Below are 26,466 nucleotides of genomic sequence, written 5' to 3' on the forward strand. Positions count from 1 at the left end.
CAGGGCCGCGCTACAGCGCGGCGGTCAGGGTCATTTCCACGCGCACACGCGGGTCGTAAAGCCGCGCCTCGACACAGGCACGCGCCGGGGCGGCGCCTTCGGCCACCCAGGCATCCCACTCCTCGTTCATCGCCGCATAGTCGGCCATGTCACGCAGGAAGATGGTCAGGCCGAGGATCTTCGACTTGTCGCTACCAGCCTCGGCCAATAGTCGGTCGATGTTGGCCAGGGTTTCACGGGTTTGCTGGCGGATATCGCCGGCATAGTCATCCGCCAGTTGCCCGGCGAGGTACACCGTGCCGTTGTGGATGACGATTTCGCTGTAGCGCTTTTCAGTGTGCAGGCGCTGGATGGACATGCCGGGTGTTCTCCTTGCTGTGGCCGTAACGGAAGATATCCAGGCCGTCGGGGCTGATTTGCGGACGCTTGCTGGCCATCAGGTCGGCGAGGAAGCGTCCACAGCCGCAGGCCATGGTCCAGCCAAGGGTACCGTGTCCGGTGTTGAGGAACAGGTTGCGATAGGGCGTGGCACCAACAATCGGCGTGCCGTCCGGGGTCGCCGGGCGCAGGCCGGCCCAGAACTCGGCTTGCGCCAGGTCGCCGCCCTGCGGGTAGAGATCGTTGGTGATCATCTCCAGGGTTTCGCGACGACGCGGGTTGAGCGACAGGTCGAAACCAGCGATCTCGGCCATGCCACCCACACGGATGCGCTGGTCGAAGCGGGTAATGGCTACCTTGTAGGTTTCATCAAGGATGGTCGAGGTCGGGGCCATGGCCGGATTGCGGATTGGTACGGTCAGCGAATAACCCTTCAGCGGGTAGACCGGCGCCTTGATGCCCAGCGGCCTGAGCAGTTGCGGGCTGTAGCTGCCCAGCGCCATCACGTAGCGGTCGGCGGTTTCCAGCTGACCATCCACCCACACGCCGTTGATACGGTCACCGGCGATATCCAGGCGCTCGATCGTGCAGCCAAAGCGAAACTCCACGCCGAGCTCCCTGGCCATCTGCGCCAGCTTGCTGGTGAACAGCTGGCAATCGCCGGTCTGGTCGTTGGGCAGGCGCAAGGCTCCGGCCAGCTTGTCTGCGACACCGGCCAGGGCCGGCTCGACGCGGGCAATGCCAGCGCGGTCCAGCACCTCATAGGGCACACCGGAGCGCTCCAGCACGGCGATGTCCTTGGCCGCCGCATCCAGTTGCGCCTGGGTACGGAACAGCTGGGTGGTGCCCAGCTGGCGGCCTTCGTAATCGATGCCGGTATCGGCACGCAGTTCGTCGAGGCAGTCGCGGCTGTACTCGGACAGACGCACCATGCGCTCCTTGTTCACCGCATAGCGGGCGGCCGTGCAGTTGCGCAGCATCTGCAGCATCCAGAAGTACTGCTGCGGATCGCCAGTCAGCTTGATGGCCAGCGGTGCGTGGCGCTGCAGGAGCCACTTGATGGCTTTCAGCGGAATACCCGGGGCCGCCCAGGGCGAGGCATAGCCCGGCGATACCTGGCCGGCGTTGGCGTAGCTGGTCTCCAGCGCCACCCCCGGCTGCCGTTCCAGCACGCTGACCTGAAACCCGGCACGCGCCAGGTAATAGGCGCTGGCCGTACCGATCACTCCACCACCCAGAACGAGCACCCGCATGACTGCCTCCCCGTCGGCCCCGCGTGCGGGCTGACGTTTGTTATTTTGCACGTGAGGGCAGTATAGGAAAGCGCAGGCAGGGATTTTCACTGTTTAACGCGGGCCTTTTGCGATTAAATCCGCCAGATAAGCCTTTTCACCTCAGCAGAAACAGGCCATTTCCGGTAAAAATGGCTTCCGAGCCAGTGGATTTTCTTGTTTAAACAGCACCCTGCGCCAGCCTGTCGCAGGGCCAGGAGCACGAGCCCATGCGTACCCAGCACCAGAGTCGCCGCGAACTGGACAAGATCGACCGCAACATCCTGCGCATTCTCCAGCAGGACGGACGCATCAGCTTCACCGAGCTGGGCGAGCGGGTCGGCCTGTCCACCACCCCCTGCACCGAGCGGGTCCGCCGCCTGGAGCGCGAAGGCATCATCATGGGCTACCACGCCCGGCTCAACCCGCAACAGCTCAAGGCCAGCCTGCTGGTGTTCGTGGAGATCAGCCTGGACTACAAGTCCGGCGACACCTTCGAGGAGTTCCGCCGCGCCGTACTCAAGCTGCCCCATGTGCTGGAGTGCCACCTGGTATCCGGCGACTTCGATTACCTGGTCAAGGCGCGTATCAACGAGATGGCCAGTTATCGCAAGCTGCTCGGCGACATCCTGCTCAAGCTGCCGCACGTGCGCGAGTCGAAGAGCTACATCGTCATGGAAGAGGTCAAGGAGTCGCTCAGCCTGCCGATTGCCGACTAGAGGATCATTGAAGCACTACCTGCCCTGGCCGCTTGTCGAGGAGGGCGGGCTGCGCCTATGCTTCGTTCGTTTTTCAAAACAATAAAATCAGGATTATGCACATGCGCCCCGTTCGCCAGCCGTCCCCGCAACCCGTGCACAGCGCCCACCACGCCGCCTCCTACTACGCTGCCACGGCCAACCGCCAGCTGGTATTGCCGACACTAGAAGGTCGCGAAGAAGCCGACGTGTGCATCATCGGCGGTGGCTTCTCCGGCCTCAACAGCGCCATCGAACTGGCCAAGCGCGGCCTCTCGGTGGTGCTGCTGGAAGCCCGGCAGATCGGCTGGGGCGCCAGCGGACGCAACGGTGGACAGCTGATTCGCGGCGTCGGCCACGGCCTCGAACAATTCAACGATGTGCTGGGCAGCGACGGTGTGCGCCGCCTGCAGCAGCTCGGTCTGGAGGCTGTAGAGCTGGTGCGCCAGCGGGTCGCGGAGTTTGCCATCGACTGCGACCTGACCTGGGGCTATTGCGACCTGGCCAACACCCCGGCCGACCTGGCCGGTTTCGTCGAGGACTACGAACACCTGCACAGCCTCGGCTACCGGCACAACCTGCGCCTGCTGCAAGCGCACGAGATGCACGAGGTGGTCGGCTCGACCCGTTACTGCGGCGGACTGATCGACATGGGCTCCGGCCATCTGCATCCGCTCAACCTGGCCCTGGGCGAAGCCGCCGCTGCCGCCAGCCTGGGGGTGCGCCTGTTCGAGCAGTCGCCGGTAACCCGTATCGAGCCCGGCAGCGAGGTACGCGTGCACTGCACCCGCGGCGAGGTCCGCGCACGCCAGCTGATCATTGCCTGCAATGCCTACCTCAATGACCTGGAACCCTACCTGGGCGGCAAGGTGCTGCCCGCCGGCAGCTATGTGATCGCCACCGAGCCGCTGCCGGAAGCCCTGGCCCGCGAGCTGATCCCGCAGAACATGGCGTTGTGCGACCAGCGCGTGGCCCTCGACTATTACCGGCTGTCCGCCGACCGCCGCCTGCTGTTCGGCGGCGCCTGCCACTACTCCGGCCGCGACCCGGCCAACCTCAGCGACTACATGCGGCCGAAGATGCTCAAGGTCTTCCCGCAGCTCGCCGACGTGGCCATCGACTACCACTGGGGCGGCATGATCGGCATCGGCGCCAACCGCCTGCCACAGATCGGCTGCCACCCGCAGCAGCGCAACCTGTTCTACGCCCAGGCGTATGCCGGGCACGGCCTGAACGCCACCCACCTGGCCGGCAAGCTGCTCGCCCAGGCGATCGCCGGCGAAGACGACAGCGACTTCCAGCTGTTCAACCGGGTACCGCACATCACCTTCCCTGGCGGCAAGCTGCTGCGCTCGCCCCTGCTGGCGCTGGGCATGAGCTGGTACCGCCTGCGCGAATACCTGCGCCGTTAAACGGCGCGAGAGCACTATTCGATCTCGAACAGCCCGTGGCGGATCTGCGCACCGGCCAGGCGCTGACGGATGTCGTCGTCGATGCGTGGATCGTCCGGCGCATAGAGCATCACCTGGCGATAGGCATTGACCCGGTTGATCTGCGGCCCAAGGTACTCCCAGACCACCCGGGTGCAGGCCGGGGTACGCCGGTCGCCGCTGGACACGCCGGTTTTCAGGCCATTGAGCCGGGTGATCCGACTCTTGAAGCTGGGTATGAGGATGGTCTGGCTCATTTCGTTGCCAGTCAGCGATTCGTAGTCCATGAGAAACAGGCGGTCCTGCAGGTAGAACGCGGCACCCAGGTAGCGACAACGCACCCACTCGTCGTTCTGCTCATCGCTGGCCCGCGAGGGTGCCTGGCGCTCCTGGCGCTCGAACAGGAAACGCCCACGCTCCTCGCGCAGCTGCACCAGCGACAGCAGGATGCGTCCCGGCACCGACATGCAGTGGGCGTATTCGAAGTAGTAGCCACAGTAGCGCGACAGGTCGCCGCCCAGTTCGCTCAACGGTTGCAGCAGCTCCAGCAGGGGGTCGCGCGGTGCCTTGCCGACCTGGCCATGGCGCACGCCGAGCAGCGCCGCGAACTGCTCGCCCGGCAGCCCCAGCTCGTAAGGCTCGACGCCGAAGAAATCGCAGATACGCTTGAGGTTGTGCGCCGTCGGCTGGCTGTGTCCGGCCAGGTAGCGATTGAACTGGGCGCGATTGATGGCCAGCTTGCGGCACACCTCGGCAATCGAGCGGTAGTGGCTGCACAACAGCTTGAGATTGCTGCCCAGGTATTCGGACATGGCGTGGCTCCCGTGGCATGCGGCAGAAAAGTGATGCACATGATGCGACTCTAGCATCAACTCGCATCATCGCGCCGCAACCCGCGAAATTGCCGGGCGCCCACCGCCTGGCCAACCATTGCGGTTGGCGCCGTACGCCCTACCACACAACAACAAGAGAGACTCACCCGCCATGCTCGACATTCTCAACGACCTGATCTGGAGCAAGCTGCTGATCGTCATGCTGATCGGCCTTGGTCTGTATTTCACCCTCGCCTCACGCTTCGTACAGTTCCGCTACTTCGGCAGCATGTTTCATATCTTCGCCGAAGCCTTTCAGCGCCAGCGTGGCCAGCTCAGCTCGTTCCAGGCGCTGATGCTCTCGGTCGCCGGACGGGTAGGTGCCGGCAACATTGCCGGCGTTTCCGTGGCCATCATGCTGGGCGGCCCGGGCGCCATCTTCTGGATGTGGGTGGTCGCCCTGGTGGGCATGGCCACCAGCTACTTCGAATGTTCGCTGGCCCAGCTGTACAAGCGCCGCGAAGCAGACGGCACCTATCGCGGCGGCCCGGCTTTCTACATCCAGCACGGCCTGGGTCAGCGCTGGCTGGGCATCCTGGTGTCGATCCTGCTGCTGGTGACCTTCGGCTTCGGCTTCAACGCCGTACAGTCCTATACCGTGGCTACCTCGCTGCACGACACCTTCGGTGTACCGACCCTGGCCAGCGGCCTGGCGCTGACCGCCGTGATCGGTCTGATCATCTTCGGCGGCATTCGCCGCATCGCCAAATGGGCGGACGTACTGGTCCCGCTGATGGCACTGTCCTACCTGGGCATGGCCCTGTTCGTCATCGTCAGCCGCTTTGATGCCATTCCGCAGGCCTTCGCGCTGATCTTCAACAGTGCCTTTGGCCTGGAGCCGGCATTTGCCGGCGGCATTGGCGCGGCCATCCTGATGGGCGTCAAGCGCGGGCTGTTCTCCAATGAGGCCGGGCTGGGCAGTGCGCCCAACGTGGCGGCCGTGGCCGAGGTCAAGCACCCGGTCGCCCAGGGCATCGTGCAATCGCTCAGCGTCTTCATCGACACCATCGTGCTGTGCAGCTGCACGGCGCTGATCATCCTGCTCTCCGGGGTGTTCCAGCCAGGTACCGAGGTCGCCGGCGTGGTCCTGACGCAGACCGCCATGGCCAGTGTGGTCGGCGAGTGGGGCCGGGTATTCGTCAGCCTGGCGCTGCTGCTGTTCGTCTTCACCACGCTGATCTACAACTACTACCTGGGCGAGAACGCGCTGGGTTTCTTCAGCCAGCAGCGCACACCCATCATCGTTTATCGCGTGCTGGTCGTGCTGCTGGTGCTATGGGGCTCGGTACAGGACCTCGGCACAGTCTTCGCCTTTGCCGACGTGACCATGGGCCTGTTGGCCATCGCCAACCTGGTGGCCCTGGCCCTGCTGTTCAAGGTCGGCCTGCGCCTGATGCGCGACTACGACCAGCAGATCCGTGCCGGCATCCCGTCTCCCGTGCTGGATCCCCGGCAGTTCGCTGACCTCGATCTCGATCCGCAGGCATGGCCGGCACGGCACGCCGACTGATAGCGCAGTACACTGAAACGATGCGATCACGAAGGGGCTGCGGCCCCTTCGTTCATTACCCAAGGCAAGAGAGTATCCAGCATGGCCTGCAACAATCTCATGGTCCTGTATAGCGGCGGTACGATCGGCATGCAGATGACCGCCGAAGGGCTGGCCCCGGCCTCAGGCCTGGAAGCGCTGCTGCGCGCTCGGCTGGCCGAGCAGCATGACGGGTTGCCGCACTGGCGCTTTCGCGAGCTGCAACCGCTGCTGGACAGCGCCAACATGACCCAGGCGAACTGGCTGGCCCTGGCCGACGCGGTGCGCCAGGCGGTGGATGAGGACGGCTGCGACGGCGTGCTGCTGCTGCACGGCACCGACACCCTGGCCTACAGTGCGGCAGCCCTGAGTTTCCTGCTGCTCGGCCTGCCGGTACCGCTGCTGTTGACTGGCGCCATGCTGCCGGTCAGCAGCAGCGGCAGCGATGCCTGGGGCAATCTGTTTGGTGCGCTGCGCCGCCTGCAGGCGGGTATCCCACCAGGGGTCTACCTGTACTTCCACGATCGCCTGCTGCATGGCGCACGCGCCAGCAAACTGAGCAGTGACGCCTTCGATGCCTTTGCCGAACTGCCACGCCTGCGCCAGGGTGCACACGCCAGTGCCTGGCCAGCCAGCCTGAGTTATCGCCAGCCGCGCCAGCCGGTGCGCCTGGCCGTATTGCCGCTGCATCCCGGCTTCGACGCCAGCCTGCTGCGCGCCCTGCTCGAGAACGGCGTGCGCGGCGTGGTGCTGGAGTGCTATGGCAGCGGCACCGGCCCGGCCGACGATCCGCTGCTGCTAGAGGTGCTGCGCGAAGCACACGCTCGCGGCGTGGTGCTGCTGGCCATCAGCCAGTGCCTGCACGGACATATCGACTTCGCCGTGTATGCCGCCGGCAGCCAGCTGGCCGCCTGCGGCCTGCTCAGCGGCGGCGGCATGACCCGTGAAGCTGCGCTCGGCAAGCTATTCGCCCTGCTCGGCGCCGGCCTCGGCCAGGCCGACGTGGAGCACTGGCTGAGCCTCGACCTGTGTGGCGAACGCCTCGACGACACGGCCAGTTAGAACACCGACCAGCCGATGCGCTCACTGAGCAACTCCAGCGCCCGCATGCCGGCCAGCGAGTTGCCGGCTGCATTCAGCTCCGGCGACCACACGCACACGCTGAAGCGCCCCGGCACCACCGCCACGATACCACCACCCACCCCACTCTTGCCGGGCAGGCCGACGCGGTAGGCAAAGTTACCGGCCTCGTCGTACAGCCCGCTGGTGGCCATCAGTGCATTGACCTGGCGTGCCTGGCGGGCACTGAGGATCTGCTCGCCGCTGTGCTTGCAGAATCCCTGGTTGGCCAGGAAGCAGAAGGCCCGGGCCAGATCGACACAGCTCATGCTTAGCGCACAGCAGCTGAAGTAACTGCGCAGCACCGCCTCGACCTCGTTGTGAAAATTGCCGAAGGATTGCATCAGGTAGGCCGCCGCGGCGTTACGGGCCCGATGCTGGTACTCCGACTCGGCCACGCGCGGGTCGACTTGCACCAGTGGGTTACCGGCCAGGCGCCGCACGAAGTCGCGCATGGACAGCGCCGGCGCAGCAAAGCGCGACTGGTTGATGTCGCAGATCACCAGCGCGCCGGCATTGATGAACGGATTGCGCGGCTTGCCGCGCTCGAACTCCAGCTGCACCAGCGAATTGAAGGGCTGCCCCGACGGTTCGTGGCCGAGGCGCTGCCAGATCGCCTCGCCGCTGTGCTGGATGGCCTGCACCAGACTGAACACCTTGGAAATGCTCTGGATGGAAAAGCGCGTCTGCGCATCACCGGCATACGCCAGCTGGCCGTCATTGCTGTACACGGCAATCCCCAGCTGGCCGGGTGCGACCGCCGCCAGCGCCGGAATGTAGTCGGCAACCCGTCCCTGGCCAAGCAGCGGACGGACTTCCTCGAGAATGTCATTGAGCAGCTCTTGCATGCAGCACTCGCAACGGCGGCCGGCTGGCCCGGATAGTGGCTGGTAGACGCCCGTCTGCGGCCGGACGGCACGGGCAGGGCGCGCACGCTACAGGGAACCGGCAAGTCACAACAGCGTTATGCCGATTCGGCATGGGTCAGCGGATAACGGCATTGGCCCTGCATCGCTGCAGGCCCTAGCCTATGGGGCATCGCGGCATTTTCCGTTCCCTCAAGAGCCTTGCTCATCATGTCCTCTGCTGCATCCTGCCGGGTTGAAAAAGACCTGCTCGGCACCCTCGAAGTACCCGCCGACGCCTACTACGGTATCCAGACCCTGCGCGCCCTGCACAACTTCCGCCTGACCGGCGTGCCGCTGTCGCACTACCCGAAACTGGTGATCGGCCTGGCCATGGTCAAGCAGGCCGCCGCTGACGCCAACCGCAGCCTTGGCCACCTTTCGGCGGCCAAGCACACGGCAATCAGCACGGCCTGCGCGCGCATCATCCAGGGCGAGTTCCACGACCAGTTCGTGGTCGACATGATCCAGGGCGGCGCCGGCACCTCGACCAACATGAACGCCAACGAGGTCATCGCCAACATCGCCCTGGAAGCCATGGGCCATGACAAGGGCGAATACCAGTACCTGCACCCGAACAACGACGTGAACATGGCGCAGTCGACCAACGACGCCTACCCCACGGCCATTCGTGTCGGCCTGCTGCTCGGCCACGACAGCCTGCTCAACGCACTGGACAAGCTGATCCAGGCACTGGCCGCCAAGGGCCTGGAATTCGGCCACGTACTGAAGATGGGCCGCACCCAGCTGCAGGACGCCGTGCCGATGACCCTCGGCCAGGAGTTCCGCGCCTTTGCCACCACCCTTGGCGAAGACCTGCAGCACCTGAAGATGCTGGCCCCCACCCTGCTCCACGAGGTCAACCTCGGCGGCACCGCCATCGGCACCGGCATCAACGCCGACCCGGCCTACCAGAAGCTCGCCGTGGAACGCCTCGCGGTGATCAGCGGCCACCCGGTCAAGCCAGCCGCCGACCTGATCGAAGCCACCAGCGACATGGGCGCCTTCGTGCTGTTCTCCGGCATGCTCAAGCGCACCGCAGTCAAGCTGTCGAAGATCTGCAACGACCTGCGCCTGCTGTCCAGCGGGCCGCGCACCGGCATCAACGAAATCAACCTGCCGGCGCGCCAGCCGGGCAGCTCGATCATGCCCGGCAAGGTCAACCCGGTGATCCCCGAGGCGGTGAACATGGTCGCCTTCGAAGTGATCGGCAACGACCTGGCGCTGACCATGGCCGCCGAGGGCGGCCAGCTGCAGCTGAACGTGATGGAGCCGCTGATCGCCTACAAGGTGCTCGACTCGATCCGCCTGCTGACCCGCGCCATGGACATGCTGCGCGAGCTGTGCATCGACGGCATCAGCGCCAACGAGCAGCGCTGCCGCGAGCTGATGGAGAACTCCATCGGCCTGGTCACCGCGCTGAACCCCTACATTGGCTATGAAAACGCCACACGCATCGCCAAGACCGCGCTGGACAGCGGGCGTGGCGTGCTGGAACTGGTCCGTGCAGAACAACTGCTGGACGACACCACCCTGGCCGACATCCTGCGCCCGGAAAACATGATCGCGCCACGCCTGGTACCCCTGCAGGCCTGATCGAGGAGAACCCCCATGTACGCAACCCAGCACCCCGCCCTGCCCACCCTGTGCGCCATCGAGCCGCCGCGCCGCGTCTGGCCCAGCCAGGGCCGCCGCGCACCGAGCAGCCCGGCAGCCCCGGCACTGAGCCTGGCCAGCAGCAATCCGCGGCCCAGCTACCAGGATATCTGGCCGCTGCTGCGCATTGCCTGACAGCGCCGGCTACTTGGTGAGAATCAGCTTGTTCTGCCGGGTCAGGCGCAGGCTGTAGTAGCAGCCGTTGTGCTCGATCAACAGCGCCTGCGCCGCGCCGAGCAGCTCACGGCTGCTCAGGCAACGCGGCAGGCTGTTGACAGGCTCGGCCTGACGCAGCGCGGTAGACTGTTGTCGCTGGCGAGTAACGGGCATGCAGGCTTCCCTCAGGTCATTCCGGGACATAGATCATCGAGCCGTCCTTGAGGCGATAGGCCACCCCGGCCTTGGCACCTTCGCCCTGGCCGATCTCGCCACTGGCCTTGTAGTGCTGCAGGGTTTCACCCTGCTTGATCAGCACTTCCATGTTGGCCTCGCCGGGGTTCTTGATCAGCGTGTAGTCATCCTGGCTGAAGGCATTCACCGGGTTGTTGGCCACCGCCAGCAACAGTGCGGCGATGATCACCAGGAATACGTCGATCAGGTTGACCACCGAGAGAATCGGATCGTCGGCTTCAGCCTCCTCCAGCAGGCGCAGGCTCATCAGGCAGCCTCCGTAGCCAGCTCATGGGCTGCCGCGGCCAGCGGCTCGCTGGCGGCCAGGCCCTGGCTGCGCTGCGCCTGGCCGATCAGCACCAGCTCCTCGGCGTACCAGCGCCGACGCACATTGACGACCCAGTAGGTGAGCGACGCGGCCAGCAGCGAGAGGATCACCGCGGAAAATGCCACCGTGAGGTTGTCGCTGACCTGCGCCAGCTCGCCACTGGCCAGCGACTTGAGCGCCGGGCCCATGGGGATCATGGTTGCCACCAGACCGAGCATCGGCGTCACGCGGGTCACGATACGCGGTGCTTCCAGGCGCTTGAAGGCCAGGGTTTCCAGCTCCACCGCGGTCATCGTCGGTGCGGCTCGCCAGCTCTGCAGCAGGTCGAAGGCCGGCGCCTGGCCGCGCCGCCGCTGACGGCTCTGCCAGAGGAAGGCGCCCAGCGCATAGAAGGCGTAGAAAAACATCAGCAGCACGGCCAGCAGCACCGGCAGCATGAACAGCTGGCTGGCACTGTACAGCGCACTCTCGATCATCAGTTGCAGGGACATCTAAACAGTCTCCGGGGGTCAGTAGGTCAGGGTTGGCAGGCGACGGTGCGCCTGACGGAATGCGCCGCCGGCCATGGCCAGCAGAATCAGCAACAGGCCGAGCAGCGCCGTGAAATCCAGCGGACTGGGCGACGCCTGGGGAGCCGGCTGTTCTTCCAGACGCGGTCCCTGCACCGTTTGCAAGGTGGCCTCCGCCTGTGCGCCAGCGTTTACCTCGGCTGCCGGAGCCGCCGCAGGCTGCAGGCCGAAACCCGCGGCCGCCGCGCCGAGGTATTCCTTGAAGCGCGCGTTATCGCTACGTACGTCATAACGCTCGGCCAAGGCCTGGTAACGCTCGGCGAGTTCCTGCAGGGTCTGTGCGTCGGTACTCCAGTACTCCTTGCGCGCGGCCTCCAGCAGGCGCTCGATCAACTGTGCCTGGGCCTGCGGGTTGTGCTGTTCGAACCACTCATTGATCTGCAGCTGGTAGGTGTCGTCGACATAGACCTCCTTGTAGGCCTGCCACTGGTCGTCACGCACGGTTTCCGGCGCCGTCACCTCCCAGCCCCACAGGTTGTTGGCGCTGCCCAGCACTTCCAGGGTGCCGCTGTAGCCCTCTGCCTGAACCTGCTTGATCCAGCCGGGATGCAGGTAGCGGGTACGCAGGTCGCGGGCCAGGAAAGCGCCGGCGGTTTCACTGCGCGGGTTGTCGGCATCGCGCAGGTTGCTGATGTACAGCTCGGGTGAGCGGCCATCCAGATGACGCACCGCCAGGCCGATACCGCCCAGGTACTGGAAGGGGTCATCGGTGGTGAGCATGCCGTAGAGGTTGGAGGAACGTGACAGCACGGCGCCCTCGACACCGCGCAGCTGCTCGGCATACAGATTGACCTGGGCCTTTTCGCCCCAGCGCGCGCTGTCCGGGCCGTAGGCGAACTGCATACGCTCCAGATACAGCTGCGCCAGCTTGGCGTCGCCGCCGGCACGATCCTGCCCGCCTCCGGACTGTTCGCCAAAGCTGTCACTGGCCAGGGTCGCCTCCTCCAGGCCGGTGCCATAGGCCCCGGACTCCGAGGAGAAGATCCGCGTACGCGCCGCCAGGCGCGCTTCCTCGGCCGACAGGCCGGCCGCGCGCAACTGCTGTTCGATCGCCGCGCTATTGGCTGCCAGGGCGTTGTCCGGTTCGTCCAGATCACTGGCCTGGGCGGCCGCCTGAGCCAGCCAGTGCATGACCTGGGGGAACTGGTCGCGGTACAGGCCGGTGGCGGAAATCACCGTATCCACCCGCGGACGCTTGAGCTCGCTGGCTGGAATCAGCTCGATACCAATCACCCGACCGCCGGCATCCCACTGCGGGCGGAAGCCCATCAGCGCCAGCACCTGGGCTTCCAGCAGGCCGAAGTGGCGCATGGTTTCCACCGACCACAGCGTGAAGGCCAGCTTGCGTGGATATTCCCCGTGGCTCTGGCGGTGCTGGTCGAGCAGGCGCTGAGCCGCCAGCTGCCCCGCTTGCCAGGCCTCGCGGGTGGGAATACGCGACGGATCGAAGCCATACAGGTTACGTCCGGTAGGCAGGCTGTCGGGGTTCTTGATCGGGTCGCCACCATAGGAACTGGCGATATGCCGGCCCTGCAAGGCCTGGAAGTAGCCATGCAACTCCTGGTCGTTGGCCAGTTGCTGCCAATACCTGCGGCCCTGCTCGAGCAACTCAGCAAGCGCCGGGTCACCCGTCCATGGCTGGCCCTGGCGCACATGACGATCCAACACCTGCCAGAGCGGCGTGCTCTTGAGCTGTGCATAGTCGACCAGTAGCAACTCTTCCGGATCATCTGGCGCCAGGGCCTGCAGCAAGGGCTTGCCGAGCATCTGCTGCACGGTGGACAGGCGCAGGTCGCTGTCCGCCGGCACGCCGAAGCGCGCCAGGCCAAGCGGTTGCTGCTGCAGGGCCAGGTCGTGCAGGTGCAGGTGCAGATCGTCGACCAGCACCTGCATGTCCAGCCCCGGTGCGCTCAGCTCGACGCCCAGGTCGAGGTCCAGCTTGAGCTCGCCGGCCAGCGCACGGATGCGCGCGGCCGTGGCGCTACGCACTTCGCCCGGCGTCATGGTCAGCCACTGGTGCAGCAGGTCGTGCAGCTCGTTGAGGCGGCCATGCAGGCCCGCCGGGCCGAACGACGGGGTGTTGTGACTGAGGATCAGCGCTCGCCCACGGCGCTTGGCCTGCAAGGCCTCACCGATGTTGTCGACGATGTACGGGTAGAGCACCGGAATGTCGCCGAGCACCAGGTAGGGATAGTCCAGCACATCCAGGCCGCGCTCCTTGCCCGGTTGCCATTCGGCACTGCCGTGGGTGCCGAAGTGCACCAGGGCATCGACCTTCTGCTGCTCACGCAGCCACAGGTAGGCCGCCAGGTAGCTGTGCGATGGCGGCGCCTTGGTGTCGTGGTACAGCGCACGCTCCCGGTCGTCGAGGCGCTCGCCCCGCGGCGGTTGCGGCATCAGCACGTGCTTGCCCAACTGCAGCCGGGGGATGACAAAGAAGGCCTGCGTGCCCTCGCGCAGTACCAGGCCGGCCTGTTCCGGCTCGCCCCAGCGCTGCACGATCTGCGTCTGCAGCGCGGCCGGCAGGCTGGCGAACCAGGCCCGATAATCGGCCAGCGGCAGGCGCCCGGCGCGGTCGCGCGCCAGCAGACCCGGCAACTGGTCATCGCGATAGAAGGGTGCCAGCAACCCGCTGAGTTCTTCGATCAGTTGTTGCTCGTCGAGCGTTTTTACGTCGTAGCCACGTTCGGCGTAGGCGGCCAGCAAAGCCTCCAGGCTGCGCGGCACATTGAGGAAGGACGCCCCGAGGTTCTTCTCCCCCGGCGGGTAGTTGTAGAACAACAACGCACTGCGCACCTCGGCCGGCGCCAGGCGCTGCAGGCGTGCCAGGCGCAGCGCCTTGTCCACCACCGCCTGCAGCTGGCGGTCGATGGGCAGGATGTCGCCATCCGCCTGGCGCGTGCTGGCAGCCACCAGCGGATCGATCAACCCGGCGTATTCAGCCTGTGCCAGGTAGAAGGGGATGTCGACCACCTCGATGCCCTGTGCATCGGCCTGCCAGTCGGCTTCCTCGCCAGCCCGGTAAGGCATGGCCTGCAGAACCGGCATGCCCAGCGCGTCGAACTCGGCCTTGCGGCCGTTGGCATTGAGCATGATCTGCATGTTGATCAGCACATCACCGCGCGGCTTGCCCTGGTAGGCCAGCAACTGGCTGATCTCGCCATTGCCCATGGCGCTGGTGTACATCGGCACCGCCAGGGCACCGGCGGCTTCCAGGCGGGCAATCGTCGCATCAATGAAGCCGGTCAGCCCGGCGTCCATGTAGGCCTTGTGAAACAGCACGCCGATCACCGGCGTCGCAGGCTGCAGACCAACCCCCTTCCAGCGCGCATAGCTGTCCAGGTCAGTGAACAGGCGTCCCTGGGCCTGCGGGTGGTAGATGGCAAACGGCGGGTGGATTTCCGGCGCGGCACAGTCCTGTGCCGTGCGTGCCTGCAGCTGCGCCGCCAGGCGACAGAAGAAGCCGGCAAAATTGCCGGGGCCGCCGTTGCTGTAGTAACGGTCCAGCTGCTCAACCAGTTCGCCAGGCAGCTGGTTGCTGCGGCTACCATCACGCCGCAACCACAGCCAGGGCAAGGCCTGCCCTTCCAGCAGCGGCGCGGCACGCTGCTGGGCGAGGGCCTGAGAAGCACCATAGGGCGCATCGATGATCAGCAGGTCATACTCGGCCAGCGCCTCGCGACTGGGCAGCAGGCCGGGCGCGTCGAGCATGCGGTAGTCGAGCTGCAAACCCGCCGCCTCGGCCAGCGGGCGCAGTTTCTCGAACTTGCCGGCCTGCACCGGAGCCGCGGCGAGAAACAGCAGGCGCTGTTCAGCTACGGCTGTCCCGCAGGACAGCAGCAGGCACAGCCAGCACAGGGCGAGGCGGCGCGGCGTGCACAGCCAGGAACGCCTGATCGCCCGGTACCACGGAAGTCTGTGCCGGATGCTCATCAGAAACTGGCCTCCAGCCCCAGCCACAAGGTACGCCCGTCTTCGACATAGCCGAACAGCTCGGACTTGTCCTCCAGGCGCAGGTCGCCGGCATTGTTCAGCCCGGCGCGCAGGGTCAGGTGCTCGTCGACCCGGTAACTGCCGCTCAGGTTGACCAGGCTGTAGGCGGGAGCACGCTTGAGCTGGCCGGCCGCATTCTGCAGCGTCTGCTGGCCGATGTATTGCCATTCCAGCTCGGCGCCCCAGGCCCCCTGCTGCCATGCCAGACTCGGCGTGGCACTGAACTCGGGACGCCCGGTGAGCTTGTCATCGCTGTCACGATCTCGCGCATCCAGCCAGGTCATGCTGCTGGCCAGGCTGAAACCGCCACCCAGCGCGCGGCGCAAGGCGACCTCCAGCCCGTCGATACGCGCCTCGGAAATATTGTCGTACTGATAGATGCTGCGCGGCCCGACCCTACGCAGCAGGTTGTAGTAGATGAGGTCCTTGATCTCGCTGCGGAACAGCGTAGCCGTGTAGGCACTCTGCTCATCCCGCCAGTCCGCGCCGATCTCCCAGGAGCGACTGGTTTCCGGCTGGATGTCGGCATTGCCGAGGAAGGTGTGCGGGCCTTCGGCACCGACATAGTTGGGGGAGATTTGCTTGAGGGTGGGCGCACGGAAGGCTTCACCATAGCCACCCTTGATAGTCAGCTCGGGGCTGGCCCGCCATACCAGGTAAGCACGCGGGCTGGACTCGCTGCCAAAGATCGCGTGGTGATCGAGGCGCGTACCCAGGGTCAGCGCCCAGTCATCGGCCAGGGCGATTTCGTCCTGCACATACAGCGCCTTGTGCAGAGCGCTGTCAGAGCCGCCCGTCAGGCCGGCATTTTCCAGAAACTCTTCGCGACGCTCGGCACCCAGCGTCAGGCTGTGGCTGTCGCCCAGGGCAAACGCCAGGTTGCCGTCCCACACCCGGTCTTCCAGACGCTGCGGGCGAGTGGGCGCGATGTTGTTGCTGCGCTTGTTGTTCACCTCGAACTCCGCCTCGCTGTAGCGCAGCTCGCTACGCAGTAGCGACCAGTCGGCCTGCCAGGTCAGCGCATCCTGGCGCCGCTGCAGATCGTAGGTATCCAGGTAGTAGGGACGAGCCGGCAGCCGGGTATTCTGCTCGTGACGCCGACGGGTTTCCTCGCTGCGCAGCATGTCCAGCTGCAGGCGCTGACCTTCGCCGGGGGTAAAGCCCAGGCGCAGGTTGCCGCTCTGTCGGTCCTGCCCCTCGATATCGCTGGTCGCCTTGTTTTCCGGACGCGGCGTGGGCGCACGACGTCGGTCTTCCACACCCAGCGCCAGATCGAACCACTCGCCCAGCGGGCCACTGGCGCTGGCCGACATCTGATGGCCGTCGCCGGCCGGCCCCTCGCCCAGCTCACCTCGCACGCTGGCGCCGCCATGCCACTGCTGGCCACCCTTGCGCGTGATGATATTGATCACCCCACCCACTGCCTCGGAACCGTAGAGCGCTGACATCGGCCCGCGCACCACCTCGATACGCTCGATCTGCTCCATGGCGACCCAGCCGTACTGGTAGTCGGAATGACCAATGGTGTCGTCGGTGGAGGAAATACGCCGGCCATCGATCAGCACCAGGGTGTGCCGGTCTTCCGCACCACGGATGCTCAGGGTCTTGCGCCCGCCCACCTGGCGCCCGTTGAGGCTCAACCCAGGCACGCCACGCAGGGCTTCCAGCAGGTTGCCGGCACCACGCGCCTTGATCTGCTCGGCGGTGATCACACTCACCGAGGCCGGAGCATCGGCCAGGCTGTGCTCGCTGCGCGAAGCCGTGACGACCAGGGGATTGAGTTCAGTAACGGGGGCGGCCTGGGCCATGGACGCCATCAGACAAGCAAGAGTTAACGCCGGCTTACGCATATCCAACCTCGGGAGGACTGATTCGCGGCTGGCTTGGGCAACAGACCCTGGCTGGCTGGGGGAAAGCACCTGGATGCGGTTATCGCTTCAGGATCAATAACGGATGGCGAGATTAAATATAATTATTCTCATTTGCAATGCATTCGAATGCGACGCCCTGTCACAGGTTGAATTCGCCGCACAGGCCACTACGCTGAAAAAACCCTTACCTGGAGTGCCCCGCATGTCCGACCATCGCACCTACAAGAAGATCGAGCTGGTTGGCAGCTCAAAGCTCAGCATCGAGGACGCCATCGGCAATGCCCTCGCCGAGTGTGCCAAGAGCGTGCGGCACATGGACTGGTTCGAGGTGGTGGAAACCCGCGGTCATATCGTTGACGGCAAGGTTGGCCATTATCAGGTTACCCTCAAGGTTGGCTTCCGACTGGCCGACAGCTGATTACCTACCCAAGGAGCAACCCGATGCGCACACTGATCATTGCCAGCAGCCTGTGCCTGCTCGCTGGCCAGGCCCTCGCCGCCGGCAAGGACTGCGAAGAACTCAAGGCGGAAATCGCCGCCAAGCTGGATGCCAAGGGCGTCACCGGCTACAGCCTGGAAATCGTTGCACAGGGCACGGTGATCGGCGCGCAGGTGGTCGGCCGCTGCGAAATGGGCAGCAAGGAAATCCTCTACGTCCACCAGCCCTTCTAAGCGACCAGGCTTGCACGCACGCGGCGCCCCGGCTCAGAAGGTCCCGCAGCGCAGCACGCGGGCCTTCGCCAGCACCCGGCCATCGGCATCGCGTAACTGGCCGGCTACGCGATAGCCGCCATGCTGCCAGGCCTGCACCTGGTAGCGCTGGTCGGCGGCAAAGTCGGCATAGCGCAGCTGCAATTCACAGGTTCGCCACTGTGGCTCACGCAGCTCGCCGCCACCGTGCTGCTCAAACTGAAAGCGCAGCAGCAGGCTGTGCGCTCCCGGAGACAGTTGGAAAAAGCGTCCATCCGCCACCCGCTGGCCGTCCAGGCGTTGCGCCATCAGCACTTCGCCCGGACGTGCCGCTACGCTGACCCAGGCCATGCCGGGCAGCGCCGGCGGCAGCGGGGCGGCACAGGCCTGCAACAGCAGGGCGGGTACAATCAGCCGGGCAAGACGCCGCATGCGTATCACCTCCCTTAGCGCCCCAGGTCTTCCAGCAGGTACTGGTCCTTGAGACGTACATAATTGTTGGCGCTGTAGCGGAAGAAGCCGCGCTCCTGCTCGGTCAGCGCACGGGCCTGGCGTACCGGGTTACCCAGGTACAAAAAGCCACTGACCAGACGCTTGCCTGGCGGCACCAGGCTGCCGGCGGCGATGATCACCTCGTCCTCGACCTGCGCACCGTCCATGATGATCGCGCCCATGCCCACCAGCACCCGGTCGCCCAGGGTGCAGCCGTGCAGGGTGACATTGTGGCCGACCGTGACGTCCTCGCCGACCTGCAGCGGCCAGCCCTGCGGATTGAATGGCCCGGCGTGGGTGATGTGCAGCACGCTGCCATCCTGCACGCTGCTGCGCGCTCCAATGCGGATCGGCTGCATGTCGCCACGGATCACCGCCTGCGGCCAGACCGAGCAGTCATCGCCCATTACCACGTCGCCCAGCACCACCGCGCTGGGGTCGACGAACACCCGCTCGCCCAGCTGCGGGGTCATGTCCTGAAATGTTCTGATGGCCACGATAGTGATCTCCAAAGTCAGTCGACCCAGGGTTTGTAATAAGATGCTGGCATTCCCAGGGCCGGTTGTCGCCGCCTGTCGGCAACTCCCGGTGATTCCGGCGTCCCTGCGCCGATACGATTCAAGGTGCCATCGTGACTGCGACCAACCCGCTGCTGCAAGACTTCGACCTGCCGCCCTATTCCCAGATCAAGCCCGAGCACGTCGAGCCGGCCATCGAGCAGATCCTCGCCGACAACCGCGCCGCCATCACCAGCCTGCTGCAAACCCAGCAGGCCCAGCCGAGCTGGGACGGCCTGGTGCTGGCGCTGGACGAGCTGCATGCGCGCCTGGGCCGCGCCTGGAGCCCGGTCAGCCACCTCAATGCCGTATGCAACAGTGCCGAGCTGCGCGCCGCCTACGAGGCCTGCCTGCCCAAGCTGTCCGAGTACTGGACCGAGCTGGGCCAGAACCAGGCGCTCTGCCAAGCCTACAAGGCACTGGCGAGCAGCCCCGCGGCAGTCGGCTTCGAGGTGGCGCAGAAGACCATCCTCGAACATACGCTGCGCGACTTCCGCCTGTCCGGCATCGACCTACCGCCGGCCGAACAGCAGCGCTACGGCGAGATCCAGATGAAGCTCTCCGAGCTGACCAGCCGCTTCTCCAACCAGCTGCTCGACGCTACCCAGGCCTGGACCAAGGCAGTCGCCGATGAAGCCCAGCTGGCCGGCCTGCCGGACTCGGCCAAGGCGCAGATGGCCCAGGCGGCCAAGGCCAAGGGCCTGGACGGCTGGCTGATCAGCCTGGAATTCCCCAGCTACTACGCGGTGATGACCTACGCCGACGACCGTGCCCTGCGCGAAGAGGTCTACACCGCCTACTGCACCCGCGCCTCCGACCAGGGGCCGCATGCCGGGCAGTTCGACAACGGCCCGCTGATGGAACAGATCCTCGACCTGCGCCAGGAGCTGGCGCATCTGCTCGGCTTCGCCCACTACGGCGAGCTGTCCCTGGCCAGCAAGATGGCCGACTCCACCGAGCAGGTGCTGCACTTCCTGCGTGACCTGGCGGTGCGCAGCAAGCCCTTCGCCCAGCGCGACCTCGATGAACTGCGCGCCTTCGCCGCCGAACAGGGCTGCGCGGACCTTGCAAGCTGGGACACCGGCTACTACGCCGAGAAGCTGCGCCAGAGTCGCTACAGCCTTTCCCAGGAGCAGGTGCGCGCCTGGTTCCCGATCGACAAGGTACTCTCCGGCCTGTTCGCCATCGTGCAGAAGCTCTATGGCATCGAGATTCATGAACTTAAGGATTTCGACAGCTGGCACCCGGATGTACGGCTGTTCGAGATCCGCGAGAACGGTGCGCACGTCGGACGCTTCTTCTTCGACCTCTACGCCCGCGCCAACAAGCGCGGCGGCGCCTGGATGGATGGCGCGCGCGACAAGCGCCGCTCGGCCGCTGGCGAGCTGATCAGCCCGGTGGCCAACCTGGTGTGCAACTTCACGCCTGCGGTGCAAGGCCAGCCGGCGCTGCTGACCCACGACGAGGTCACCACGCTGTTCCATGAGTTCGGTCACGGCCTGCACCACCTGCTGACCCGTATCGAACATGCCGGTGTGTCCGGCATCAACGGCGTGGCCTGGGATGCCGTCGAGTTGCCCAGTCAGTTCATGGAGAACTGGTGCTGGGAGCCCGAGGGCCTGGCGCTGATCTCCGGCCACTTCGAAACGGGCGAGCCGCTGCCCAAGGACCTGCTGGACAAAATGCTGGCGGCGAAGAACTTCCAGTCCGGGCTGATGATGGTGCGCCAGCTGGAGTTCTCGCTGTTCGACTTCGAGTTGCATGCCACGCACGGCGATGGCCGCAGCGTACTGCAGGTGCTGGAGAGCGTACGTGATCAGGTAGCGGTGATGCGCCCGCCGGCCTTCAACCGCTTCGCCAACAGCTTCGCGCATATCTTCGCCGGCGGTTACGCGGCGGGTTACTACAGCTACAAATGGGCCGAGGTGCTCTCGGCCGACGCCTTCTCGCTGTTCGAGGAACAGGGCGTGCTCAACCCCGAGACCGGTCGCGCCTTCCGCGAGGCGATCCTGGCGCGTGGCGGCTCCCGGGAAGCCATGCAGCTGTTCGTCGACTTCCGCGGCCGCGAGCCGAGCATCGATGCGTTGCTGCGCCACAGTGGGCTGGAGGAGCAAGCCGCATGAACGAGCCGCAGATCAAGAAACAGTTCATCGCCGGGGCGGTATGCCCGGCCTGTAGCGCCATGGACACCATCAAGATGTGGACGCTGGACGACACACCGCACCGTGAATGCGTGGCCTGTGGCTTCAGCGACACCCTGGATGCCCAGGGCAATTCGGTACCCAACGAGCTGCCCACCCGGGTCAGTCGTCCGGCACCCAGCAAACCCTTGAGCCAGGGACAGACCCTGCAGTTCTTCCCCAACCCCAAGCTGAACAAGCCTGGCTGATCGCTCAGGCGGCAGCCAGCTGCATCTCCAGCCCCAGCTGCTGGAGCAAACAGGGCCACTGCCGCCAGACCGACTCCACCTGTGCCGTGCCCGGCTCACTGGCGGCGCTGAAGGCACCAGCCAACACGCCTGGCAAGACTTCGTCGAGCAAGGCATCCAGCTGGTTGGCGAAGGACTCGCCGATCAACTGGTGGGCCAGCAGGTTGGCGCGGGTGGTATCGAGGGTCAGCAACGGCTCAGCAAAGCAGGCGATGTAACGGTCATTCAGCTCTTCGACCAGCCGATGGGCCAGGTAGGCTTCGTCGAGCAGTTCGGCGAGCAACGACTGGCCTTGCATCAAGGCGGGCGGGCGCACAAAGAACTGGCTGGCCGCACACAACAGCGGCGCCAGCGCGGCGCTGCGCCCCGTCCGCCGGGCCATCTCGGCGACGCTGTCGAGCAGCTCGGGTACTGCGCGTACGTAACCTTCGACAAAGCCCTGCAGGGCCTGAACGGTGCCGCCCGTGCAGCGCAGGCTACGGTGCAGGCCTGGCAAGGCCTGCAGGTGAGCGGCCAACAGGCCATCCCGCTGCTCCAGCAGCAGGGCCTGTTCAATCAGCGAACGCAAGGCAGCGGTATTCATCATGTCTCCCAACCATAGGCAGTCGCCCTAAACCTTAGCCGGTTTTTCCTGCCGACAAAGACAGCTTTGTCATAATTGCCCGCTATCCTGGCGTGCGCTGGCTATAACCTGCTCGCGCCATCAGGCCAGTGACAGCAGGCCACAGGCACAAAGCCCGGTCGGCTGGTAAAGTGCCACTTTCCCTGTTCATTACGCAGCCAGACCATGACCCGCACCCATAAGATCGCCCTCGTGATTGCCGCCACGCTGACCCTGCTGGTCGGTTTGGCCCTGTTTCAGGCCGCCCGCCAGGCCGCCAGTCACCCTGACAAGGGCGCACTGAATGCGGCGGGGATCATCCTGCTGCCGCAAAGTCGCGCCTGGCCGAACCTGCCGCTGCTCGACCAGCACGGCGAAGTGCTGCCGGTCAGCCGCCTGCAGGGCAAATGGACCCTGGTGTTCTTTGGCTACACCTTCTGCCCGGATATCTGCCCGACCACCCTGGCCGAGTTGCGCCAGCTGCTCGGCAGCCTGCCCGCCGAGCAGCGCCAGCAGGTTCAGGTGCTGATGGTCAGCGTCGATCCGCAGCGTGATACCCCCCAGCAGCTGCGCGACTACCTGGCCTATTTCGATCCCGACTATATCGGCCTGACCGGCCAGCTCGACGATATCCAGCAACTGGCCAACGCCTTGAGCATTCCCTTCATTCCCGGCGACAGCAGCCAGGAAAACTACACCGTGGACCACAGCGGCAACCTGGCCTTGCTCGGCCCGGACGGCCGCCAGCAGGGCTTCATCCGGGCGCCGCTAAACCTCGCCCAGCTGCAGCAGCAACTGCCCAAATTGCTGCAGCGCCAGCCCTGAAGTTTGCAATTTATTGCACAGAAGTCCCCCTGAGCAGGCCACCCCACTAACCAGGCGCCCCGCTATGCGGGGTGCACGAGCGCGACAACCCCTCACATTGTTTGACATTTTTTACATCACTGGCAGACTGGCCACAGGGCAGTGTCATGGCCAGAGGGGCTGGCACGCCCGTTACAGGCACGGCATCGCTACCCTGCGGTCGGCCTGCACAAGCAACGGCAGCTACCCGCTGCCCCAAGGTGATGTATGTCCAATAACAAGATCGCAAACAGCTCCACCAGCGCCCGCAAGCCGGTGGTGCTGATGTCCATGGGCGCTCAGGAACGCAAAGGCCACGCCTACCAGGTGATGACCCACAAATACATCATGCCGCTGGTGGAAATCGCCGGCTGCATCCCCCTGCTGACGCCGACCTGTTGCGGCAGCGATGACATCGAGCAGTACCTGGACATGGTCGACGGCGTCTACCTGACCGGTGCCGGCTCAAACATCGACCCCAGCCTGTATGGGCAAGACAACCTAACCCCGGAAAAGCCGCAAGACCGCGACCGCGACCTGTTCGACCTGCCGCTGATCCATGCGGCCCTGCGCCGTGGCCTGCCGCTGTTCGCCATCTGCCGTGGCATGCAGGAGCTCAATGTGGCGCTCGGCGGCGATATCCACCAGAAGCTCTACAGCGTGCCGGGCTGCAACGATCATCGGGAAAACCCGGAAGACCCGGTGGCCGTGCAATACGCTGCCAGCCACGCCATCCACTGCGTGCCGGGGAGCTGGCTGGCCGAACTGCTGGGCGAGGAGGAGATTGCCGTCAACTCCCTGCATGGCCAGGGCATCCGTACCCTGGGGCGCGGCGTCGCGCCGCTGGCCCATGCCCCGGACGGCGTGATCGAGGCCATTCACCTGCCGGAGCAGGCGCAGTTCACCCTGGGCGTGCAATGGCACCCGGAATGGCAGGCTGCCAGCAACCCGCAATCCGTGGCCATCTTCCAGGCGTTTGGCCAGGCCTGCCGGCAGTTCAGCGCGCAGCGCTAACAGGGCGTTGAAAAGCTACCGGCGCTTTGCAACGGCCGGTAACGCTCAGCCCTCGAACCACTGGTGACCGCTGCGCTCGAGCAGGCTGTCGGCCTGCTCCGGGCCGTTGCGACCAGCCGGATAGGGACGCGGGCTCTGGTAGTACTGCTGCCAGCCATCCAGGATCGGATCGACCCAGGCCCAGGCCGCTTCAACCTCGTCACGGCGCATGAACAGCGTCGAGTCACCTTCGATGACGTCCAGCAGCAGGCGCTCATAGGCATCCCAGCGACGCTTCTGCGGAAATACCTGGGCCAGGTTGAGATCCAGCTCCATGGCCGTCAGGCGCATGCCCTTGCCGGGGCTCTTGCCCATCAGCTGCAGGCTGATGCGCTCCTCCGGTTGCAGGCGGATGACCAGGCAGTTGGCCTGGTCATTGTCGAACAGGCGCGGCGGCACCGGCTTGAACTGGATGACGATCTGCGAGCACTTTCTGGCCATGCGCTTGCCGGTGCGCAAGTAGAAGGGCACGCCCGCCCAGCGCCAGTTGTCGATCTCCGCGCGCAGCGCGACGAACGTCTCGGTGTCGCTGTCGTTGTCCACCTGCTTCTCGAAGTAATAGGCCGGCACGTCCTGGCCGGCGATCTGCCCGGCGACATACTGGCCACGCACCGTACGATCCTGCACATCCAGGCCGCTGATCGGCCGCAATGCCTGGAGGATGCGCACCTTCTCGTTGCGCACCGATTCCGCGTCAAAGCGCATCGGCGCTTCCATGGCCACTAGGCAAAGCAACTGCAGCAAATGATTCTGCAGCATGTCGCGCATGGCGCCGGCGCGGTCGTAATAGGCACCACGGTTTTCCACACCGAGGGTTTCGTTGACGCTGATCTGCACGTGCTCGATGTGCCCGCTGCGCCACACCGGCTCGAACAGCGCATTGGCAAAACGCAGCGCCATCAGGTTCTGCACGGTCTCCTTGCCCAGGTAATGGTCGATACGAAACACCTGTGCTTCGCTGAACACCCGGCCGATGGTCGCGTTGATCGCCTGAGCCGAAGCCAGCGAATGGCCGATGGGTTTTTCCAGCACGATGCGGCTCCGCGCGTCGGCCAGCCCGGCCGTGGCCAGGTGCTCGGCAATCGCCGCAAACAGCGCCGGGGCGGTAGCCAGGTAGAAGATGCGCAGACGTCCCGCCGGGTTGCCGAGCAGACGCGCCAGGCGGCCATACTCGGCACTTTGCGCGGCATCCATGGCCAGGTAGTCGAGACGCTCGGCAAAGCCTTGCCAGCTGTCACTGGTGAAATCGGCCCGCGCCACCTGCGCCCGGCAATGCCGTTCGGCCAGTGCCTGGTACTGGCTACGCTGCAGCGGGCTGCGCGCCACCGCGATGATGCGCATGTCGGCGGCCAGGCGGCCATCACGATGCAGGTGGTACAGCGCCGGCAGCAACTTGTGCAGGGCCAGGTCACCACTACCGCCAAATACCAGCATGTCGCAGGAAAGGGTCAAGGCCGATCTCCACAAGAAATTACGCAATCACGACATAAAAGGTGGCCAGCGCACACCCTGGGAGCAGCGGCCGGTGCGCTGGCAGCTGCTATGTAGTATAACTACATGAACACTACATTCCTGCCCCTCCTTTAGCCGAGCCGCCGCCTGTGAACCTGTTGCAACACATCGCCCAATCCCGCCATCTGCTGCGCAAGTCGGAGCTCAAGGTGGCCGATCATGTGCTGGCCGATCCGGCCGCGGTGATGCACAGCTCCATGGCCGACCTGGCCGGCGCGGTGGGCATCAGCGAGCCGACCATCGTACGCTTCTGCCGGGCCATCGGCTGCAGCGGTTTCCAGGACCTCAAGCTCAAGCTGGCCCAGAGCCTGGCTGCCGGGGCCAGTTTTGGCCAGTTCGCGATCAGCGAAGAAGATTCGGTGGCCGACTTCAGCCTGAAGATCTTCGACACCACCCTGCACACCCTGATGGAGGTCCGCGAGCGCCTGGACAGCGCCGCACTGAGCCGGGCCATCAATGCCGTGGCGGCGGCCAAGCGGGTGGAGTTCTACGGCTTCGGCGCGTCCGGGGCAGTGGCTGCCGATGCGCAGCACAAGTTCTTCCGCCTGCTGCTCAGCGCCGCCGCCTATTCCGACCCGCACATGCAGGCGATGTCCGCGGTCACCCTGCAACCGGGCGACGTCGCCATCTGCATCTCCCAGTCGGGGCGCTCCAAGGACCTGCTGATCACCGCCAATCTGGTACGCGATTCCGGCGCCACACTGATCACCCTGTGTCCAGGGCAAACCCCGCTGGCTGACCTGGCCGACATCAACCTGGCCATCGACGTGCAGGAAGACACCGAGATCTACACCCCGCTGACCTCGCGGATTGCCCATCTAGTGGTCATCGACGTGCTGGCCATGGGCGTCGCCATGGCGCGTGGCCCGGACCTGGTCAACCACCTCAAGAGCGTCAAGCGCAGCCTGCGCAGCCTGCGTCTGTCACCCAAGGCGCACAAGCACAACGAGGATTGAAGCAACCCGCTTCACGGCAAATTCATCAGCGCGTTGCCAAACTGTCATGGCCAATGCGACAGGCTACAGGCTCCTGCCACACGCCATGGAGCCGCATGATGAACGATCCGCAGGCAAACCCGCCGCTCGACAGCAAGACCCGCCGCAAACTGGAAGACCAGCGCCGCATGGCTTTTCGCAGAGCCATCGAGGAACGCTCGGAAAGTCGCCGACTGGCCGCCGAATACAGCCTCGACGCGGAGCAGCTGGCCAGCCACTACCTGGACAACAGCCGTCGCCGCGCCTGA

27 protein-coding genes are annotated in these 26,466 nt (G+C 65.3%); 14 read left to right on the plus strand and 13 right to left on the minus strand.

Features of this window, described 5'->3' with window-relative positions; all coding sequences use genetic code 11:
* Positions 1-10 precede the first annotated feature (10 nt).
* Both CW360_RS10920 and dadA read right to left on the minus strand, forming a co-directional pair.
* Positions 11-358, minus strand: a complete 348-nt coding sequence (locus CW360_RS10920; RefSeq protein WP_093984423.1) for a RidA family protein — start codon at positions 356-358, stop codon at positions 11-13.
* Entirely contained in the window at positions 333-1,631 is a 1,299-nt protein-coding gene (gene dadA / locus CW360_RS10925) for a D-amino acid dehydrogenase (protein ID WP_101193721.1), read from the minus strand. Before dadA ends, CW360_RS10920 begins: the two co-directional genes overlap by 26 nt.
* A gap of 248 nt (positions 1,632-1,879) precedes the next feature.
* On the opposite strand from dadA, the gene CW360_RS10930 reads away from it, so the two are divergent.
* Entirely contained in the window at positions 1,880-2,368 is a 489-nt protein-coding gene (locus CW360_RS10930; protein WP_101193722.1) for a winged helix-turn-helix transcriptional regulator, read from the plus strand.
* A 101-nt stretch (positions 2,369-2,469) separates the two neighbouring features.
* Positions 2,470-3,798 (plus strand): NAD(P)/FAD-dependent oxidoreductase, encoded by a 1,329-nt coding sequence (locus CW360_RS10935; RefSeq protein ID WP_101193723.1) that lies wholly within the window; start codon positions 2,470-2,472, stop codon positions 3,796-3,798.
* A gap of 14 nt (positions 3,799-3,812) precedes the next feature.
* On the opposite strand, the gene CW360_RS10940 is transcribed toward CW360_RS10935, so the two are convergent.
* Positions 3,813-4,628: a helix-turn-helix domain-containing protein gene (locus CW360_RS10940; protein WP_093984418.1), complete on the minus strand. Its 816-nt coding sequence runs from the start codon at positions 4,626-4,628 to the stop codon at positions 3,813-3,815.
* A 172-nt stretch (positions 4,629-4,800) separates the two neighbouring features.
* Here CW360_RS10940 and CW360_RS10945 point away from each other — a divergent pair, with 172 nt between their 5' ends.
* Together CW360_RS10945 and CW360_RS10950 are read left to right on the plus strand one after the other, a co-directional pair.
* Positions 4,801-6,198, plus strand: a complete 1,398-nt coding sequence (locus CW360_RS10945; protein WP_101193724.1) for an alanine/glycine:cation symporter family protein — start codon at positions 4,801-4,803, stop codon at positions 6,196-6,198.
* 81 nt (positions 6,199-6,279) lie between these two features.
* The gene (locus tag CW360_RS10950; RefSeq protein ID WP_101193725.1) at positions 6,280-7,278 is read left to right on the plus strand and encodes an asparaginase; all 999 of its coding nucleotides are present in this window, start codon (positions 6,280-6,282) and stop codon (positions 7,276-7,278) included.
* Here the strand turns inward: CW360_RS10950 and glsB are convergent.
* Positions 7,275-8,183 carry a glutaminase B gene (gene glsB, locus CW360_RS10955; RefSeq protein WP_101193726.1) on the minus strand — a complete coding sequence of 303 codons (909 nt, stop codon included), beginning with the start codon at positions 8,181-8,183 and terminating at the stop codon, positions 7,275-7,277. The two genes, CW360_RS10950 and glsB, sit on opposite strands and share 4 nt — an antisense overlap.
* 228 nt (positions 8,184-8,411) lie before the next feature.
* Between glsB and CW360_RS10960 the strand changes: the two genes are divergently transcribed.
* Positions 8,412-9,836, plus strand: a complete 1,425-nt coding sequence (locus CW360_RS10960; RefSeq protein WP_101193727.1) for an aspartate ammonia-lyase — start codon at positions 8,412-8,414, stop codon at positions 9,834-9,836.
* A gap of 15 nt (positions 9,837-9,851) precedes the next feature.
* The gene (locus tag CW360_RS10965; RefSeq protein ID WP_101193728.1) at positions 9,852-10,031 is read left to right on the plus strand and encodes a hypothetical protein; all 180 of its coding nucleotides are present in this window, start codon (positions 9,852-9,854) and stop codon (positions 10,029-10,031) included.
* Between the two features lie 9 nt (positions 10,032-10,040).
* Here CW360_RS10965 and hemP read toward each other — a convergent pair whose 3' ends face one another.
* From hemP to CW360_RS10990, 5 genes are read right to left on the minus strand one after another with little or no spacing between them, the layout of a single operon-like run.
* Positions 10,041-10,226 carry a hemin uptake protein HemP gene (gene hemP, locus CW360_RS10970; RefSeq protein WP_101193729.1) on the minus strand — a complete coding sequence of 62 codons (186 nt, stop codon included), beginning with the start codon at positions 10,224-10,226 and terminating at the stop codon, positions 10,041-10,043.
* A gap of 16 nt (positions 10,227-10,242) precedes the next feature.
* Positions 10,243-10,548 (minus strand): DUF2149 domain-containing protein, encoded by a 306-nt coding sequence (locus tag CW360_RS10975; RefSeq protein ID WP_207759394.1) that lies wholly within the window; start codon positions 10,546-10,548, stop codon positions 10,243-10,245.
* Positions 10,549-10,553: 5 nt separating this feature from the next.
* Complete coding sequence (locus tag CW360_RS10980) at positions 10,554-11,105, minus strand: MotA/TolQ/ExbB proton channel family protein (RefSeq protein ID WP_093986546.1); 552 nt, start codon at positions 11,103-11,105, stop codon at positions 10,554-10,556.
* Positions 11,106-11,123: 18 nt separating this feature from the next.
* The gene (gene cobN, locus CW360_RS10985; RefSeq protein WP_101193730.1) at positions 11,124-15,116 is read right to left on the minus strand and encodes a cobaltochelatase subunit CobN; all 3,993 of its coding nucleotides are present in this window, start codon (positions 15,114-15,116) and stop codon (positions 11,124-11,126) included.
* The gene (locus CW360_RS10990; protein ID WP_245874698.1) at positions 15,116-16,984 is read right to left on the minus strand and encodes a TonB-dependent receptor plug domain-containing protein; all 1,869 of its coding nucleotides are present in this window, start codon (positions 16,982-16,984) and stop codon (positions 15,116-15,118) included. Before CW360_RS10990 ends, cobN begins: the two co-directional genes overlap by 1 nt.
* A 265-nt stretch (positions 16,985-17,249) precedes the next feature.
* Between CW360_RS10990 and CW360_RS10995 the strand changes: the two genes are divergently transcribed.
* On the plus strand, positions 17,250-17,465 hold the full coding sequence (locus tag CW360_RS10995) for a dodecin (RefSeq protein ID WP_101193732.1): 216 nt from the start codon (positions 17,250-17,252) through the stop codon (positions 17,463-17,465).
* A gap of 23 nt (positions 17,466-17,488) precedes the next feature.
* Positions 17,489-17,719 carry a DUF1161 domain-containing protein gene (locus CW360_RS11000; protein ID WP_101193733.1) on the plus strand — a complete coding sequence of 77 codons (231 nt, stop codon included), beginning with the start codon at positions 17,489-17,491 and terminating at the stop codon, positions 17,717-17,719.
* A gap of 33 nt (positions 17,720-17,752) precedes the next feature.
* Here CW360_RS11000 and CW360_RS11005 read toward each other — a convergent pair whose 3' ends face one another.
* Positions 17,753-18,169, minus strand: a complete 417-nt coding sequence (locus CW360_RS11005; protein WP_101193734.1) for a PA0061/PA0062 family lipoprotein — start codon at positions 18,167-18,169, stop codon at positions 17,753-17,755.
* A gap of 14 nt (positions 18,170-18,183) precedes the next feature.
* Positions 18,184-18,726, minus strand: a complete 543-nt coding sequence (locus CW360_RS11010) for a gamma carbonic anhydrase family protein (RefSeq protein ID WP_101193735.1) — start codon at positions 18,724-18,726, stop codon at positions 18,184-18,186.
* Positions 18,727-18,860: 134 nt separating this feature from the next.
* Between CW360_RS11010 and prlC the strand changes: the two genes are divergently transcribed.
* Both prlC and CW360_RS11020 read left to right on the plus strand, forming a co-directional pair.
* Positions 18,861-20,909 (plus strand): oligopeptidase A, encoded by a 2,049-nt coding sequence (gene prlC, locus CW360_RS11015; protein WP_101193736.1) that lies wholly within the window; start codon positions 18,861-18,863, stop codon positions 20,907-20,909.
* A complete protein-coding gene (locus CW360_RS11020) occupies positions 20,906-21,175 on the plus strand; it encodes a YheV family putative zinc ribbon protein (protein WP_101193737.1) in 270 nt (89 codons plus the stop codon). Before prlC ends, CW360_RS11020 begins: the two co-directional genes overlap by 4 nt.
* A 4-nt stretch (positions 21,176-21,179) precedes the next feature.
* On the opposite strand, the gene CW360_RS11025 is transcribed toward CW360_RS11020, so the two are convergent.
* The gene (locus CW360_RS11025; protein WP_101193738.1) at positions 21,180-21,797 is read right to left on the minus strand and encodes a hypothetical protein; all 618 of its coding nucleotides are present in this window, start codon (positions 21,795-21,797) and stop codon (positions 21,180-21,182) included.
* Between the two features lie 204 nt (positions 21,798-22,001).
* On the opposite strand from CW360_RS11025, the gene CW360_RS11030 reads away from it, so the two are divergent.
* The gene (locus CW360_RS11030) at positions 22,002-22,640 is read left to right on the plus strand and encodes an SCO family protein (protein WP_093986537.1); all 639 of its coding nucleotides are present in this window, start codon (positions 22,002-22,004) and stop codon (positions 22,638-22,640) included.
* 246 nt (positions 22,641-22,886) lie between these two features.
* Positions 22,887-23,672, plus strand: a complete 786-nt coding sequence (locus CW360_RS11035; protein WP_093986536.1) for a gamma-glutamyl-gamma-aminobutyrate hydrolase family protein — start codon at positions 22,887-22,889, stop codon at positions 23,670-23,672.
* 45 nt (positions 23,673-23,717) lie between these two features.
* Here CW360_RS11035 and zwf read toward each other — a convergent pair whose 3' ends face one another.
* The gene (gene zwf, locus CW360_RS11040; RefSeq protein ID WP_245874711.1) at positions 23,718-25,145 is read right to left on the minus strand and encodes a glucose-6-phosphate dehydrogenase; all 1,428 of its coding nucleotides are present in this window, start codon (positions 25,143-25,145) and stop codon (positions 23,718-23,720) included.
* Between the two features lie 167 nt (positions 25,146-25,312).
* On the opposite strand from zwf, the gene hexR reads away from it, so the two are divergent.
* Together hexR and CW360_RS11050 are read left to right on the plus strand one after the other, a co-directional pair.
* Complete coding sequence (gene hexR, locus CW360_RS11045; protein WP_093986534.1) at positions 25,313-26,179, plus strand: transcriptional regulator HexR; 867 nt, start codon at positions 25,313-25,315, stop codon at positions 26,177-26,179.
* Positions 26,180-26,277: 98 nt separating this feature from the next.
* Positions 26,278-26,466 carry a PA3496 family putative envelope integrity protein gene (locus CW360_RS11050; RefSeq protein ID WP_245874699.1) on the plus strand — a complete coding sequence of 63 codons (189 nt, stop codon included), beginning with the start codon at positions 26,278-26,280 and terminating at the stop codon, positions 26,464-26,466.

The organism is Pseudomonas fluvialis (assembly GCF_002835605.1).
Classification (GTDB): Bacteria; Pseudomonadota; Gammaproteobacteria; order Pseudomonadales; family Pseudomonadaceae; genus Aquipseudomonas; species Aquipseudomonas fluvialis.

Bases quoted from the DNA above. Each gene is read 5' to 3' on its own strand.
- CW360_RS10920 (WP_093984423.1), bottom strand. From the start codon at position 358: ATGTCCATCCAGCGCCTGCACACTGAAAAGCGCTACAGCGAAATCGTC.
- dadA (WP_101193721.1), bottom strand. From the start codon at position 1,631: ATGCGGGTGCTCGTTCTGGGTGGTGGAGTGATCGGTACGGCCAGCGCC.
- CW360_RS10930 (WP_101193722.1), top strand. From the start codon at position 1,880: ATGCGTACCCAGCACCAGAGTCGCCGCGAACTGGACAAGATCGACCGC.
- CW360_RS10935 (WP_101193723.1), top strand. From the start codon at position 2,470: ATGCGCCCCGTTCGCCAGCCGTCCCCGCAACCCGTGCACAGCGCCCAC.
- CW360_RS10940 (WP_093984418.1), bottom strand. From the start codon at position 4,628: ATGTCCGAATACCTGGGCAGCAATCTCAAGCTGTTGTGCAGCCACTAC.
- CW360_RS10945 (WP_101193724.1), top strand. From the start codon at position 4,801: ATGCTCGACATTCTCAACGACCTGATCTGGAGCAAGCTGCTGATCGTC.
- CW360_RS10950 (WP_101193725.1), top strand. From the start codon at position 6,280: ATGGCCTGCAACAATCTCATGGTCCTGTATAGCGGCGGTACGATCGGC.
- glsB (WP_101193726.1), bottom strand. From the start codon at position 8,183: ATGCAAGAGCTGCTCAATGACATTCTCGAGGAAGTCCGTCCGCTGCTT.
- CW360_RS10960 (WP_101193727.1), top strand. From the start codon at position 8,412: ATGTCCTCTGCTGCATCCTGCCGGGTTGAAAAAGACCTGCTCGGCACC.
- CW360_RS10965 (WP_101193728.1), top strand. From the start codon at position 9,852: ATGTACGCAACCCAGCACCCCGCCCTGCCCACCCTGTGCGCCATCGAG.
- hemP (WP_101193729.1), bottom strand. From the start codon at position 10,226: ATGCCCGTTACTCGCCAGCGACAACAGTCTACCGCGCTGCGTCAGGCC.
- CW360_RS10980 (WP_093986546.1), bottom strand. From the start codon at position 11,105: ATGTCCCTGCAACTGATGATCGAGAGTGCGCTGTACAGTGCCAGCCAG.
- cobN (WP_101193730.1), bottom strand. From the start codon at position 15,116: ATGAGCATCCGGCACAGACTTCCGTGGTACCGGGCGATCAGGCGTTCC.
- CW360_RS10990 (WP_245874698.1), bottom strand. From the start codon at position 16,984: ATGGCCCAGGCCGCCCCCGTTACTGAACTCAATCCCCTGGTCGTCACG.
- CW360_RS10995 (WP_101193732.1), top strand. From the start codon at position 17,250: ATGTCCGACCATCGCACCTACAAGAAGATCGAGCTGGTTGGCAGCTCA.
- CW360_RS11000 (WP_101193733.1), top strand. From the start codon at position 17,489: ATGCGCACACTGATCATTGCCAGCAGCCTGTGCCTGCTCGCTGGCCAG.
- CW360_RS11005 (WP_101193734.1), bottom strand. From the start codon at position 18,169: ATGCGGCGTCTTGCCCGGCTGATTGTACCCGCCCTGCTGTTGCAGGCC.
- CW360_RS11020 (WP_101193737.1), top strand. From the start codon at position 20,906: ATGAACGAGCCGCAGATCAAGAAACAGTTCATCGCCGGGGCGGTATGC.
- CW360_RS11025 (WP_101193738.1), bottom strand. From the start codon at position 21,797: ATGAATACCGCTGCCTTGCGTTCGCTGATTGAACAGGCCCTGCTGCTG.
- CW360_RS11030 (WP_093986537.1), top strand. From the start codon at position 22,002: ATGACCCGCACCCATAAGATCGCCCTCGTGATTGCCGCCACGCTGACC.
- CW360_RS11035 (WP_093986536.1), top strand. From the start codon at position 22,887: ATGTCCAATAACAAGATCGCAAACAGCTCCACCAGCGCCCGCAAGCCG.
- zwf (WP_245874711.1), bottom strand. From the start codon at position 25,145: ATGCTGGTATTTGGCGGTAGTGGTGACCTGGCCCTGCACAAGTTGCTG.
- CW360_RS11050 (WP_245874699.1), top strand. From the start codon at position 26,278: ATGAACGATCCGCAGGCAAACCCGCCGCTCGACAGCAAGACCCGCCGC.